Annotated in this window: 13 protein-coding genes; 6 read left to right on the top strand and 7 right to left on the bottom strand. The window is 70.8% G+C overall.

Annotation, left to right across the window (positions count from 1 at the left end):
• Positions 1 to 73 precede the first annotated feature (73 nt).
• From ABZ845_RS13200 to ABZ845_RS13185, 4 genes are all read right to left on the bottom strand, one after another.
• The gene (locus ABZ845_RS13200) at positions 74 to 1,192 is read right to left on the bottom strand and encodes an LLM class flavin-dependent oxidoreductase (protein ID WP_360977414.1); all 1,119 of its coding nucleotides are present in this window, start codon (positions 1,190 to 1,192) and stop codon (positions 74 to 76) included.
• 135 nt (positions 1,193 to 1,327) lie between these two features.
• Entirely contained in the window at positions 1,328 to 2,098 is a 771-nt protein-coding gene (locus ABZ845_RS13195) for an SDR family oxidoreductase (protein WP_360977411.1), read from the bottom strand.
• Between the two features lie 27 nt (positions 2,099 to 2,125).
• Positions 2,126 to 3,031, bottom strand: a complete 906-nt coding sequence (locus tag ABZ845_RS13190; RefSeq protein ID WP_360977524.1) for an LLM class F420-dependent oxidoreductase — start codon at positions 3,029 to 3,031, stop codon at positions 2,126 to 2,128.
• A gap of 20 nt (positions 3,032 to 3,051) precedes the next feature.
• Positions 3,052 to 4,320, bottom strand: a complete 1,269-nt coding sequence (locus tag ABZ845_RS13185; RefSeq protein ID WP_360977408.1) for an amidohydrolase family protein — start codon at positions 4,318 to 4,320, stop codon at positions 3,052 to 3,054.
• Between the two features lie 241 nt (positions 4,321 to 4,561).
• Between ABZ845_RS13185 and ABZ845_RS13180 the strand changes: the two genes are divergently transcribed.
• The 3 genes from ABZ845_RS13180 (at position 4,562) to ABZ845_RS13170 (ending at position 8,332) form a co-directional block, all read left to right on the top strand.
• On the top strand, positions 4,562 to 7,501 hold the full coding sequence (locus ABZ845_RS13180) for a BTAD domain-containing putative transcriptional regulator (RefSeq protein WP_360977405.1): 2,940 nt from the start codon (positions 4,562 to 4,564) through the stop codon (positions 7,499 to 7,501).
• Between the two features lie 207 nt (positions 7,502 to 7,708).
• Positions 7,709 to 7,870: a hypothetical protein gene (locus tag ABZ845_RS13175; RefSeq protein ID WP_360977402.1), complete on the top strand. Its 162-nt coding sequence runs from the start codon at positions 7,709 to 7,711 to the stop codon at positions 7,868 to 7,870.
• A 102-nt stretch (positions 7,871 to 7,972) separates the two neighbouring features.
• Positions 7,973 to 8,332 carry a hypothetical protein gene (locus ABZ845_RS13170; RefSeq protein ID WP_360977399.1) on the top strand — a complete coding sequence of 120 codons (360 nt, stop codon included), beginning with the start codon at positions 7,973 to 7,975 and terminating at the stop codon, positions 8,330 to 8,332.
• Positions 8,333 to 8,352: 20 nt separating this feature from the next.
• Here the strand turns inward: ABZ845_RS13170 and ABZ845_RS13165 are convergent, their stop codons facing one another.
• From ABZ845_RS13165 to ABZ845_RS13155, 3 genes are all read right to left on the bottom strand, one after another.
• Positions 8,353 to 8,727 (bottom strand): type II toxin-antitoxin system VapC family toxin, encoded by a 375-nt coding sequence (locus tag ABZ845_RS13165; RefSeq protein WP_360977396.1) that lies wholly within the window; start codon positions 8,725 to 8,727, stop codon positions 8,353 to 8,355.
• The gene (locus tag ABZ845_RS13160) at positions 8,727 to 8,969 is read right to left on the bottom strand and encodes a type II toxin-antitoxin system Phd/YefM family antitoxin (protein WP_360977393.1); all 243 of its coding nucleotides are present in this window, start codon (positions 8,967 to 8,969) and stop codon (positions 8,727 to 8,729) included. Before ABZ845_RS13160 ends, ABZ845_RS13165 begins: the two co-directional genes overlap by 1 nt.
• A gap of 99 nt (positions 8,970 to 9,068) precedes the next feature.
• A complete protein-coding gene (locus ABZ845_RS13155) occupies positions 9,069 to 10,673 on the bottom strand; it encodes a FadD3 family acyl-CoA ligase (protein ID WP_360977390.1) in 1,605 nt (534 codons plus the stop codon).
• Positions 10,674 to 10,793: 120 nt separating this feature from the next.
• Here ABZ845_RS13155 and ABZ845_RS13150 point away from each other — a divergent pair, with 120 nt between their 5' ends.
• From ABZ845_RS13150 to ABZ845_RS13140, 3 genes are read left to right on the top strand one after another with little or no spacing between them, the layout of a single operon-like run.
• The gene (locus tag ABZ845_RS13150; RefSeq protein WP_360977387.1) at positions 10,794 to 11,948 is read left to right on the top strand and encodes a lipid-transfer protein; all 1,155 of its coding nucleotides are present in this window, start codon (positions 10,794 to 10,796) and stop codon (positions 11,946 to 11,948) included.
• A 3-nt stretch (positions 11,949 to 11,951) separates the two neighbouring features.
• Complete coding sequence (locus ABZ845_RS13145; RefSeq protein WP_360977384.1) at positions 11,952 to 12,392, top strand: OB-fold domain-containing protein; 441 nt, start codon at positions 11,952 to 11,954, stop codon at positions 12,390 to 12,392.
• Positions 12,389 to 13,168 carry an enoyl-CoA hydratase/isomerase family protein gene (locus ABZ845_RS13140; RefSeq protein ID WP_360977381.1) on the top strand — a complete coding sequence of 260 codons (780 nt, stop codon included), beginning with the start codon at positions 12,389 to 12,391 and terminating at the stop codon, positions 13,166 to 13,168. The genes ABZ845_RS13145 and ABZ845_RS13140 overlap by 4 nt, the downstream gene beginning before the upstream one ends.
• Positions 13,169 to 13,216: the final 48 nt, after the last annotated feature.

Here is a 13,216-nt window from a genome sequence, read left to right as displayed (position 1 = left end):
AAGAGGGGCGCGGAGAACTGCGCGACAAGCCACGAGGGCGCCGCGGTCGCCACACAGGCCGCGCCCCGTCGCCCTAGGCGCTCCGCCGGAACCGCGTCGTCCGGTGAATCGGATCCGTGTCGATCTTGGGAATCACGTGCTCACCGATCAGCCGGATCGTCTGTAGCGTCTCCTCCTTCGGGATCCCGACCGGCAGCCCGAAGCTGAGCTGGTCGGCGCCCGCCTGCTCCCACCGCTTGCACTGCCGGAGCACCTCGTCGGGGTCACCGCAGATGAGCAGCTCTTCCTCGATGAGCAGTTCGAGGAATTCCTCGGTGTACTCGGGGAGGGTCTCGGGCCATTCGGGGAAGCCCTCGGGGCGCGGGAAGGTGTCGTGGTAGCGGAAGACGAGGGACGGCAGGTAGTGCAGTCCGCCGTTCATGGCGATCCGGATCGCCTCGGCGTGGGTGGGCGCGCAGATGGCGGTGGTGGTCACCATCACGTTGTCGTTGACGAAGTCCCCGATGGGCTCGGCGTTCACTACCGCCGTCTTGTACTGCTCCAGCACCCACTCCATGTCGGAGACCTTCTGGATGCTGAAGCCGAGCACCCCGAGGCCCTTCCTGGCGGCCATGGCGTACGAAGGCGGCGACCCGGCGGCGTACCACATGGCGGGGTGCGACTTCCCGTACGGCTTGGGGAGAACCTTGCGCGGCGGGAGCTGCCAGTGCTTGCCCTGGAAGCCGACGTACTCGTCCTGGAGCCACATCTTCGGGAACTCCGCGATGGTCTCCTCCCAGATCTCCTTGGTGTAGTTCATGTCGGTGATGCCGGGGAGGAAGCCGAGGATCTCGTGCGAGCCGGCGCCGCGTCCGCTGCCGAACTCGAAGCGGTTGCCGGTGAGGTGGTCGAGCATGGCGACCTTCTCGGCCACCTTCACCGGGTGGTTGACCTGGGCGAGCGGGTTGAAGATCCCGGAGCCGAGGTGGATGCGTTCGGTCGCGTGGGCGAGGTAGCCGAGGAAGACGTCGTTGGCGGAGAGGTGCGAGTACTCCTCCAGGAAGTGATGCTCGGAGGCCCAGGCGTACTTGAAGCCGGACTTGTCCGCCTGGATGACGTACTCGGTCTCCTCCATCAGTGCCTTGTGCTCCGCGAGCGGGTCCGTCTCGGCCCGCTTGCCCACGTATCCCTGTACAAAGAGCCCGAATTCCATGGAGGTTCACCGTCCCCACGAGACTGTCTCTGCCTGGCAAGTCATCTATCTGACGATGCGTCAGTTCTGATTCTGCCGCCGACTGTGGCACCGGCGGGTGAGGGCGTCAATAGCTGACGAGTAGTCAGCTAAAGCTCAGATGACGGAGACCCCCGCCAGCCAGCCCCCGTCGATCACGAACGGCTGACCGGTGATGTACGAGGAGTCGTCGGACGTCAGGAACAGGGCCAGCCTCGCCACCTCCTCGGGTCTGCCGATCCGGCCGAGCGGCACCAGCTTGCGGTACAGCTCGTCCAGTGCCCTGCTCATCTCCTCCGGGTCCGCCTCGGGGTCCAGGCGGGCCGGGTTGGACATCGCGGTGTCGATGGCGCCCGGGCAGATGGCGTTGACGCGGATCCCCCGCGCGGCCAGCTCCAGCGCCGCCACCCTGGTCAGCCCGAGGACCGCGTGCTTGGTCGCGGCATACGTGCCCACGGCCGCCATCCCGGTCAGCGCCGTGTAGGAGGCCGTGTTGACGATCGTGCCCCCGTCGGCCAGCTCGGGAGCCACGGTCTTCATCCCCAGGAAGCAGCCGACCTGGTTGACCTGCACGACCTGCATGAACTCATCGAGAGGCGTGTCCACCAGGGAGTTGAAGCGCAGGATGCCCGCATTGCCGACCAGCCCGTCGATGCGCCCGTGCGCCCGCTTCACGGCGGCCACGGCGGCGGTCCACTCCTCCTCGCGCGACACATCGAGATGGACGTACGACTGGCCCAGTTCCTTGGCCAGCTCCTCCCCCTGGTCGTCCAGCACATCCGCGAGGACGACCCGGGCGCCCTCCGCCGTGAACAGCCGTGCCTCCTGCTCGCCCTGCCCGCGCGCCGCACCGGTGACGATGACGACGCGCCCGTCCAGCTTGCCCATGCAGACTCCTCGGTCGAGACGGTCGGTTCAGTCCAGGCGCGGAGCCACCTCGGCCCCGAACGCCGCGATCTGGTCGGTCAGTTCGGTACGGCTGCGGCAGCGGAACCGCACCTGGATCACATGCACGCCCATCGCGGGGTAGGCGTTCAGCGACTCGGCGAGCGCCTCCGGCGCGCCGCTGAGCGTGCGCCGCCCCACGTCCCAGCAGGGTGTGCCCACGTACAGCGGCTCGGCGATGGCGTTGACGGTGAGCGGCTCCGTGACACCCGCCTGAGCCCGCAGCTCCCGCAGCCGGGCGATCTGGGCGGGCAGCCGGTCGCGCGGGTCGCCCTGGGGCAGCCAGCCGTCCGCCTTCAGCGCGGCCCGGCGCACGGCGGCCGGCGAGGAGCCGCCCACCCAGAGGGGCACCCGCGTCTGGGCGGGGCGTGGGCGCTGCCCGAGCCCCTCGAAGTCGTACGACTTCCCGTGATGCTCGGGGAACTCCTGGGGCCCGAGGGCCGCCCTCAGGGCGTCGATGGCCTCGTCCAGCAGGGCACCGCGCCTGCCGAAGTCCACGCCCAGTGCCTCGAACTCCTCCCGCACATGCCCGGCCCCCACCCCGAGGACGAGCCGTCCGCCGCTGAGATGGTCGAGGGTCGCGTACTGCTTGGCCGTGACCAGCGGATGCCGCAGCGCGACGATCGCGACATGGCTGAGCAGCCGCACCCGTTCGGTGACGCCCGCGAGATAGGCGAGGGTGGCGACGGGGTCGTACCAGACCGTGCTCATCGCGGGGGCGAGGCGGCGCGGGACGGCGATGTGATCGCAGCTCGCGAGATAGTCGAACCCGGCGTCCTCCACGGCCTGGGCGACGGCGACGAGGTCCTCGGGACCCGCGCCCGGCTCCCAGGGCTCGGCGTAGATAGTGGACTGGGACTGGACGGGGAGCTGCATCCCGTACCGCAGGCGCCCGCTCAACGGGCACCGCCCCGGCCGTCCGTGCCGCCCGGACCGGGCCACAGCCCGTCGGGCGTCAGGCCCAGCAGTCCGATGGCGTTGCGCCGCACGATCCGGTCCACGACGTCCGCGTCCAGATGGCCCATCTGGGCCTCCCCGACCTCCCTGGACTTCGGCCAGGTGGAGTCGGAGTGCGGGTAGTCCGTCTCGTACAGCACGTTCGGGACGCCGATCGCGTCCAGGTTCCTGAGGCCGAACGCGTCGTCGAAGAAGCATCCGTAGACATGCTCGGCGAACAGCTCGGACGGCGGACGGTGCACCTTGTCCGCGACCCCGCCCCAGGCACGGTTCTCCTCCCAGACGACATCGGCGCGTTCGAGGATGTACGGGATCCAGCCGATCTGTCCCTCCGCGTACATCACCCTCAGATTCGGGAACTGCTCGAACTTGCCGCTCATCAGCCAGTCGACCATCGAGAAGCAGCAGTTGGCGAAGGTGATGGTGGAGCCGACGGCCGGCGGGGCGTCGGCGGACGTGGACGGCATCTGGCTGCTGGAGCCGATGTGCATCGCCACGACGGTCCCGGTCTCGTCACAGGCGGCGAGGAAGGGGTCCCAGGCGTCGGTGTGGATGGACGGCAGCCCGAGGCGGGGCGGGATCTCGGAGAAGGCGACGGCGCGGACGCCGCGCTCGGCGTTGCGGCGCACCTCGGCGGCGGCGAGGCCGGCGTCCCAGAGGGGGATCAGCGCGAGGGGTATGAGGCGGCCGTGCGCCTTCGGCCCGCACCATTCCTCCACCATCCAGTCGTTGTAGGCGCGCACCGAGAGCAGCGCCAGCTCCCGGTCCTTGGCCTCGGTGAAGGTCTGGCCGCAAAAGCGCGGGAAGGTCGGGAAGCACAGGGCGGACTGGACGTGGTTGACGTCCATGTCGGCGAGGCGCTGCGGGACGTCGTAGGAGCCGGGGCGCATCTGCTCGTAGGTGATGACCTCGAGCCTGATCTCGTCCCTGCTGTAGCCGACGGCGGTGTCGAGACGGGTGAGGGGCCGGTGCAGGTCCTCGTACACCCACCAGTCGCCGACCGGGCCGTCGTCTCCGGGTGCGCCCATGACCGGGGCGAACTTGCCGCCGAGGAAGGTCATTTCCTTCAGCGGAGCGCGGACGACGCGCGGGCCGGTGTCGCCGTACTTGCGCGGGAGCCGGTCCTGCCAGACGTGCGGGGGCTCCACGGTGTGGTCGTCAACGGAGATGATCTTCGGAAAGGCGCCGTTGGCCGGTGAGGTCTCCATGCCGGTCACGGTAGCGCTGATCTGACGGGGCGTCAGCTAGTGTGACGGTGCGCGGAGACGCCGGGCGCCTGGCCACCGCGCCCGGGACTCCCCGCCGGACGCGGAGATCCTGTGGAGGCGATGTGACGTGCCGTCGGTCCGCCTGTGATCGGCGTCTCCCACGGCTGACGTATCGGGCATGCACAGGGCAAACTGGGCTCCTCGGTTGTGGACGGATTCGGCAGGGAGGCCGGGGGCAGCGATGGACGGTGTACCGCGAGTGCCTGAGCAGCGGAGTCCCGAGGAATCGGCACTGCGCTTCGGCGTACTCGGACCCGTGCGCGCCTGGCGCGGTGAGGAACCGCTGGCCACGGGCTCGCCCCAGCAGCGCGCCCTGCTGGCCGCGCTGCTGCTGCGTGAGGGCCGTACGGCCACGGCCGCCGAGCTGATCGACGCGCTGTGGGGCGAGGACCCGCCACCGCGGGCGCTGGCGGCCGTGCGGACCTACGCATCACGGCTGCGCAAGGCCCTGTCCGCCGGGGTGCTGCGCAGCGAGTCCGGCGGATACGCGCTGCGGCTGCGCGACCCCCGCTCCCTGGACCTCGGGGCTGCCCAGGAACTGGCGGCGGAGGGCGAGAAGGCTAGGAGCGCGGGGGACCTGTACCACGCGCGGCAGGTGCTGAACGAGGCGCTGGCGTTGTGGGACGGGGAGTCGCTGGCGAACGTTCCTGGCCCGTACGCGGACACCCAGCGCACCCGTCTGGAGGAATGGCGGCTCCAGCTCGTCGAGTCCCGCCTGGACATGGACCTGGAACAGGGCTGCCACGCGGAGGCGGTCTCGGAGCTCACCGCGCTGACGGCGGCCCACCCGCTGCGCGAACGACTGCGGGAACTGCTGATGCTGGCGCTGTACCGCTCCGGCCGCCAGGCGGAGGCGCTGGCCGTGTACGCGGACACGCGCCGTCTGCTGGACGACGAACTGGGCGTCGACCCCCGCCCTGGCCTGAAGGAACTCCAGCAGCGGATCCTGCGCGCGGACCCGGCGCTCGCGGAGCCGTCGGCACCGGCCCCGGAGCGTGTGTCCGCGCCGGTGCGCCCCGCCCAGCTTCCCGCCACGGTGCCGGACTTCACGGGCCGGGCGGCCTTCGTCGACGAGCTCAGCGAGGTCCTGGGCTCGGCCGAGGGCCGGGTGATGGCCGTCTCCGCCCTGGCCGGCATCGGCGGCGTGGGCAAGACGACCCTCGCCGTGCATGTGGCCCACCAGGCGCGCGGCGCCTTCCCCGACGGCCAGTTGTATGTGGATCTCCAGGGCGCGGGACCGCGGGCCGCGGAGCCGGAAACGGTCCTCGGGGCCTTTCTGCGTGCCCTCGGCACTCAGGAGTCGGCGATCCCGGACTCGATGGAGGAGCGGGCGGCGCTGTACCGATCGGTGCTGGACGGACGGCGGGTCCTGGTCCTGCTGGACAACGCCAAGGACGCGGCCCAGGTGCGCCCGCTGCTGCCCGGCACGGAGGGCTGCGCGGCCCTGGTCACCTCCCGGGTGCGCATGGTGGACCTGGCGGGCGCGCATCTCGTGGACCTGGACGTGATGTCCCCGGACGAGGCGCTGGCGCTGTTCACGAAGATCGTGGGTGAGGAGCGGGTGGCCTCGGAGCGCAAGGCCGCCCTGGACGTGGTGGCGGCGTGCGGCTTCCTGCCGCTCGCCATCCGCATCGCGGCGTCCCGCCTCGCGGCACGCCGGACCTGGACCGTCTCGGTCCTGGCGGCGAAGCTCGCGGACGAGCGGCGCCGGCTGGACGAACTGCAGGCCGGTGACCTGGCCGTGAAGGCCACCTTCGAACTGGGCTACGGCCAGCTCGAACCGGCGCAGGCACGGGCCTTCAGGCTCCTGGGCCTGGCCGACGGCCCGGACATCTCCCTCGCGGCAGCCGCGGCGGTGCTGGACCTGCCCCTGGAGGACTCCGAGGACCTGCTGGAGGCGCTGGTCGACACCTCCCTCCTGGAGTCGGCGGCGCCCGGCCGCTACCGCTTCCACGACCTGGTCCGCCTCTACGCGCGTGCATGCACGGAACGGGACGAGCAACCGCCGAGCGAGCGGGACGCGGCGATGTCGCGGCTGCTGGACTTCTACCTGGCCACGGCGGCCGGCGTCTACGCCATCGAACGGCCGGGGGACCGGCTGGTGGACCACCTGCAACCGACCGGGACCGCGGGTCTGTCGTTCGGTGATCGGCAGGCCGCGTGGGACTGGCTCTACTCGGAGGGAGTGCCGCTCCTCGCCTGCGTACGGCAGTCAGCCGAGGGAGGCACGCTGCGACGTGCGATCGACCTGCTGTGGGCGTCCGTGGATCTGGCCGAATCCGGGGCGAACGCCAGGGAGTACGAGGCGACGGCAGCAGCGCTGCGGAAAGCCGCGCATGCCACTGGTGACATGCGTGCCGAGGCACGGGCATCGGTCGTGCTGAGCAACGCGCGTCTGTTCTCAGGGGCATTCGACCCGGCCTACCGCGAGGCCCGGGAGGCCCTGGAACTGGCCGAGGCCGCCGACGACCCGCTGCCCTCCTGCTGGGCCGCGAACATTCTGGGGAGCATCGCGTTCTACCAGAGTCGGCACGCGGACGCCGAGGAGTACTTCAGCAAAGCCATCGACAAGTTCCGCGCCTGCGGCGACCTGGCGGGCTCGGCAAGCCCGCTGTGCAACCTGTCGCGCCTTCACCTGTCGACAGGACGCGCGGAGACCGCGGTCGTCCTCGCCCGACAGGGCACGGACATCTACCAGACGCTGGGCCACACCCTTCGCGGGGCGAACGGGCGCTACGCCCTCGGTATGGCCCTCGGCAAGAGCGGCCAGCACGCCGATGCCACCGCACAGCTCGAGGAGGCGCTGCGCGTCTTCCGGGACAGTCGGCAGCGGCTGTGGGAGGGTATGACCCTCTGCCGCCTGGCCGAGATCGACCTGGAGTCGCGCAAACCGGCGCAGGCCGCGGGCAACGCCGAGCTGGCGCTCACCGTCTTGAGGGGCATCGGCGGCGAATGGCGTCGCGGGCATGTCCTGACGGTACTGGGCAAGGCCCTTCACGGCATCGGCCATTCGGGCAGGGCACAGGTCTGCTGGCGCGAAGCCCTGGCGATCTACGAGAAGTTGGAGTCGCCGGAGGCTTCCGAAGTGCGTGAACTCCTCACGCCGATCACGGCGGCGTGACGGGCGGCTGGGCGTTCATCGTTCGTTTATCGCGGCACGGCACTCTATCCGTTGTCGATTCGTCGCGTCGGGGGGCGGACGGACCGCCGAAGAGGCCACCTGATTCGCACATTAGGGTGGCGACTCACGCAGCCTGCCCGGCCTTCCTCGGGGGAATGGCCGGGCAGGCTCGACAGCTCCGGACGAACCGCATGGGGAGGAAGCACCATGAGCAGCAACGAGAAGGACCTGGCCGTCAAGCCCGACAACACCCACGTCACGGACGAGCCGGCGAACGGCGACATCAAGCCGCTGAACACGCACGTCACCGACGTGAAGGAAGACACGGACGCCCCGGACAACACCCACGTGACGTCCGAGCCCAGCTGAACCGTCTCCCGCACGGGGGGTCGGCCGCGGCGGCGCGGAGGGGGAGCCGTCGCGGCCGAGGTGTGTCATATGGGGTTGGCGGACCGGAGTTGGAGGCGCACCATGTCCGCACAGCACATCGAGTCCGAGTGTCCGCTCATCGCCAGACCCGATCGGACACCCGCGGCCCTTCGTATAGCCCTGGCCCAAGTGGCCCCTCACCGGCTGCCCGAGATGGAGCAGCAGAAGGACGAGGCCATCGCACTGGCGGCACGCACCCGCAGCCTCGGTCCGATCACCCAGTTCCTCGAGACCTGGGCCGTGGCGATCGAGATCGCGCGGACTCCCGCGTCCGCCGCACGACTGCGCGCGGCCGTCTACACGGCGCGGAGCGTGGACCGCGACGACCCGGCCTGGCGCGAAGCCATGGACGAGATCCACGCCTTGCAGATCTGGGCCCGGGAGTCACTCACCCGCGACTGACCGGTGGGGGAGCCGCCCCCTCACACCACCATGACCCGCACGTCGTACTGCGGAATCCACTTGTCCCGCGTCACCAGCGTCATGCCCTCGATCTGCGCCTGAGCGACCAGTATGCGGTCGAATGAGTCACGGTGGTGCCCAGGCAGACGTCCCGCCCGCACACCGTGCCCTGCCGTGACGGGCAGTCCCGAGAACTGGCTGTCGCGCACCCGTTCGGCCAGGTCCTGCGGGCCGTCGAGCTTCCCGAGCGACTGCTTGATCGCGATCTCCCACGGGGTCACCGCGCTCACATACACGCCGGGCTCGGTGTCGAGAAGGTCCTTCACCTCGCCGGACAGCTCCGGGGAGTCGTCCAGCCACCACAGCACCACGTGGGTGTCGAGCAGGAGCCGCATCAGCGCGTCCCGAAGGCGTCGACGACGTCGTCGGGCAGTTCGTCGAAGTCGTCGGGGATGTGGATCTGCCCCCGGAGGGATCCACGCCCCGTCCGCCTCACCTTGGGCCGCAACGGAACCACCTTGGCCACCGGCTCACCGGCCTTGCTGATCACGACTTCCTCCCCCGTGGCGACCTGTTCCAGGATGCGGGAGAAGTGCGTCTTGGCCTCATGCACGTTGTACTGGCGGGCTGCTTCCACGACGGCCTCACGATACGGTCGGCGAATCGAGGTGGACTAACCTCTGGACTAAGTGTAGAGCCGAAACCGGCCTCCGCACGCCGGGCACACTCTCTCCCCCTACCCCACCCTCCCCCGCAACTCCCCCTTCACGACCTTCCCGCTCGCATTGCGCGGCAGTCCGGGGACGAACTCCACCGCTCTCGGGACCTTGTAGTTCGCCATCTCCCGGCGGGACCAGGCGATCAGGTCGTCCGCCGTCAGTTGCGCTCCCGGGCGTCGTACGACATAGGCCTTCCCGACCTCCCCGAGGCGCCCGTCCGGTACACCGATCACCGCCACGTCGGCCACGTCCGGGTGCAGGCCCAGCAGTTGCTCTATCTCCGCCGGGTAGGCGTTGAAGCCGCCCACGATGAACATGTCCTTGATCCGGTCCGTGATGCGGAGGTTGCCGGACGCGTCCAGGACCCCCACGTCGCCCGTGCGCAGCCAGCCGTCGGCGGTGAGGACCTCCGCCGTGGCCCGCTCGTCCTCGAAGTAGCCCCGCATGACGTTGAAGCCGCGCACCAGCACCTCACCCGGGGTTCCGGCGGGCAGCGGGGCGCCGGAGGCATCGCTCACCCGTACCTCGGTCCCGGGTATCGCACGGCCGGACGTCGTCGCGATGACCGAGGGATCGTCCCCCCGGCGGCACATGGTGACGAACCCGCTCGCCTCCGACAGGCCGTACGCCGTCAGGACGGTCTCCACGCCGAGTTCGCCGCGCAGGCGTTCCACCAGGCGCAGCGGGACCACGGCCGCTCCCGTCACCACCAGGCGCAGGGCCGACAGGTCGTGGGCGTCGCGGGCGGGGTGGTCCAGGAGGGACTGGTGGAGGGTGGGCGGGCCGGGGAGCACGGAGATCCGTTCCGCGGCGATGTTCGCCAGCGCCGTGTCCACGTTGAACACCGGCTGCGGGATCATCGTCGCGCCCCTCATCAGGCATGCCAGCACCCCGGCCTTGTAGCCGAAGGTGTGGAAGAAGGGGTTCACGATCAGGTAGCGGTCGCCCTGCCTGAGGCCCGCCAGGTCGGTCCAGATCTCGTAGGCACGCAGCGACTGGGCATGCGTGATCACGGCGCCCTTGGGCCGGCCCGTCGTGCCCGAGGTGAAGATGATGTCCGAGGGGCAGTCACCGGTCAGGACGTCCGCCCTGGCCCGTACCTCCGGCTTCCCGATGCCCTCCCCGCTCGCGAGGAAGTCCTTCCAGGTACGGAAGTCGGCGGGGGCGTCGTCCGCCAGGACCACCACCTGCTCCAGGTGCGGCAGTCCCGGCAAGGGGCCGCTCCCGGGGCCCTCCCCCGCCGCGCGGCGCAGCGAGGCCACGTACGAGGTCCCGAGGAAGGTGCCCGTGACGAAGAGGAGCCTGGCCCGGCTCCGTTCCAGGACGTACGCCGCCTCCGTGCCCTTGAACCGCGTGTTGAGCGGGACCAGAACCGCCCCCGCCGAGACCGCGCCGAGCGCCGAGACGATCCAGTCGAGGGTGTTCGGCGCCCAGATCGCCACGCGGTCGCCCACGCCGACGCCGCCGGCTATGCAGGCGGCGGCCGCGCGTTCCACACGGGCGCCCAGTTCGGCGTACGAGATCCGGGTGCGGCCCTCGACCACCGCCTCGGCGTCGCCGTAGCGCCGGGCCGCGCTCCGCACCAGGCCCGGGACGCTCCCCCACTCCATGTCACCGCGCACAGCGGCCTCCCCAGCACTAGCTGACTGTTCGTCAGATCAGTTGTAGCCTGACGGTCCGTCAGCCACCAGGGTGCCCGCTTCCGGGGTGCCGGCGCCAGGACTCCACGCGGAGGTGTGCCCATGGCAGGGGCAGGACTCAAGGACGCGACCGCCATCGTCGGTATCGGGCAGACCGCCTTCGCCCGGCGGCTTCCCGGGTCGGAGAAGGCGTTGGCGTGCCGGGCCATCCTCGCCGCCCTCGACGACGCCGGGATCGCACCGGGCGAGGTGGACGCGCTCGCCTCGTACACCATGGAGGAGACCGACGAGGTGGAGGTGGCGAAGGCGGTCGGGTTCGGGGACCTGACCTTCTTCAGCAAGGTCGGCTTCGGGGGTGGTGGCTCCTGCGCCACGGTCGCCCATCTCTCCGCCGCCATCGCCACCGGGCAGGCGACCGTGGGCGTCGCCTGGCGGTCGCGGAAGCGGGGCAGCGGGCCGAGGCCCTGGCGGAACACCGCCGTACAACTGCCCACGCCCGCCCAGTGGACACGGCCCTTCGGGCTCCTGAGGCCGGTGGACGAGATCGCGATGCTGGCCCGCCGCTACATGCACGAGTACGGGGCGACCCGCGACCACCTCTTCAACGTCGCCCTCGCCTGCCGCAACCGCGCCAACCAGAACCCCTCCGCGATCATGTACGAGCGCCCGCTGACCCGGGAGATGTACATGGACGCCCGGTGGATCAGCGAACCGCTGTGCCTGTTCGACAACTGCCTGGAGACGGACGGCGCACTGGCCTGTGTCATCGTCTCCGCCGAACGCGCCCGCGACTGCCGCCGACGGCCGGTGTACGTCCACTCCGCCGCGCAGGGGCTGCCCGCCCAGCATCACGGCATGGTCAACTACTGGAACGACGACCCGCTCACCGGCCCCGCCTGGAGTGCCGCGCGGCACCTGTGGAAGCACTCCGACTTCACCCCGCAGGACGTCGACGTCGCCCAGATCTACGACGCGTTCAGCGCCCTCATACCGCTCTCCCTGGAGGGGTACGGCTTCTGCGGCCGGGGGGAAGGCGGTGCGTTCACCGAGGGCGGCGCGCTGGAGATCGGCGGGCGGCTGCCCATCAACACCGGGGGCGGCGGACTGTCCGAGGCGTACGTCCACGGCTTCAACCTCATCAACGAGGGCGTACGGCAGCTGCGGGGCACCAGCACCGCGCAGGTCCCGGACGCCGCCACCTGCCTGGTCACCGCCGGCGAGGGGGTTCCCACCTCCGCCCTTCTCCTGAGGAGCTGAGCCATGCCCGACGCCGTCTTCGACGCTTTCCTCTCCCCCGTCCAGGACGAGGACGGGGCGCCCTTCTGGGAGTACGCCGCCCGGGGCGAGCTGCGCGTCCAGGCCTGCGCCGACTGCGGGGAACTTCGCTTCCCGCCGCGTCCGTGCTGTCCGCACTGCCAGTCGTTCGCGAGCGAGTGGCGGCTGATGAGCGGGCAGGGGCGGATCTGGTCGTACGTCGTCCCGCACCCGCCGCTGCTGCCCGCCTACGCGGCCTGCGCCCCGTACAACGTGATCGTGGTGGAACTGGCCGAGGCGCCGCGCATCCGGCTGGTCGGCAACCTCGTCACCGGCCCGGACGCTCTCCTGGACTCGGTGCCCCCGGACCGGGTACGCATCGGTGCGCGCGTGCGGGCCGTCTTCAGCCGGGACGGGCTGCCCCGCTGGGTCCTGGAGCGGTCGTGAGCGGGGGGCTGAGGGTATCGGCCGACAAGGACACCGGCGTCGCCGTCGTCACGCTCGACCGGCCGGACAGGCTGAACGCCATCGATCCGGCGCTGGCCGCCGAACTCGCCTCCTGCTGGCATGCGTTGCGTTTCGACGACACCGTACGGGCCGTCGTCCTCACCGGCGCGGGCGAGCGGGCCTTCTGCACGGGCATCGACCGGGACACGGACGTGCCGCAGCCGAACTCGCCCTACATGGTGGACGATCCACTGCTCAGGATCGGCCCGAAGGCGAACGACCTGTGGAAGCCGGTGATCGCCGCCGTGCGCGGGATGGCCTGCGGCGGGGCGTTCTATCTGCTCGGCGAGAGCGAGTTCATCGTGGCGGACACCAGCGCGACCTTCTTCGACCCGCACACGACGTACGGGATGGTCAGCGCGTACGAGTCGGCCGCCATGGCGCACCGGATGCCGTACGGGGAGGCGGCGCGGATGGCGCTCATGGGGACCGCCGAGCGGATCTCGGCACGGCGGGCCCACGAGATCGGGCTGGTGTCCGAACTCACCGAGCCGGGCGCCGCCTTGGAGGCCGCCGTCCAGTGCGCCGCCGTGATCTCGTCGTATCCGCCGGAGGCGGTGCAGGGATCCGTACGGGCGCTGTGGACGGCGCAGGAGGCGTCCCGGGCACGGTGCTTCGCGCAGGCGCCCGCGCTGATCGCGCTCGGGAACCTGCCCGCCGAACGGCAGGCGGAACTGTTCTCGGGGCGACGGGGGCGGGAGTACCGGATTCGGTAGGCGCGGCGCTCGGCTGCCGCTATTCGGGCGTGGCCGCCGCGTCGGCCC

It is taken from the genome of Streptomyces sp. NPDC047022, from assembly GCF_040644155.1.
Classification (GTDB): domain Bacteria; phylum Actinomycetota; class Actinomycetes; order Streptomycetales; family Streptomycetaceae; genus Streptomyces.
The sequence above is the reverse complement of the archived record's forward strand: the minus strand, read 5'-3'. Positions and strand labels throughout refer to the sequence as shown.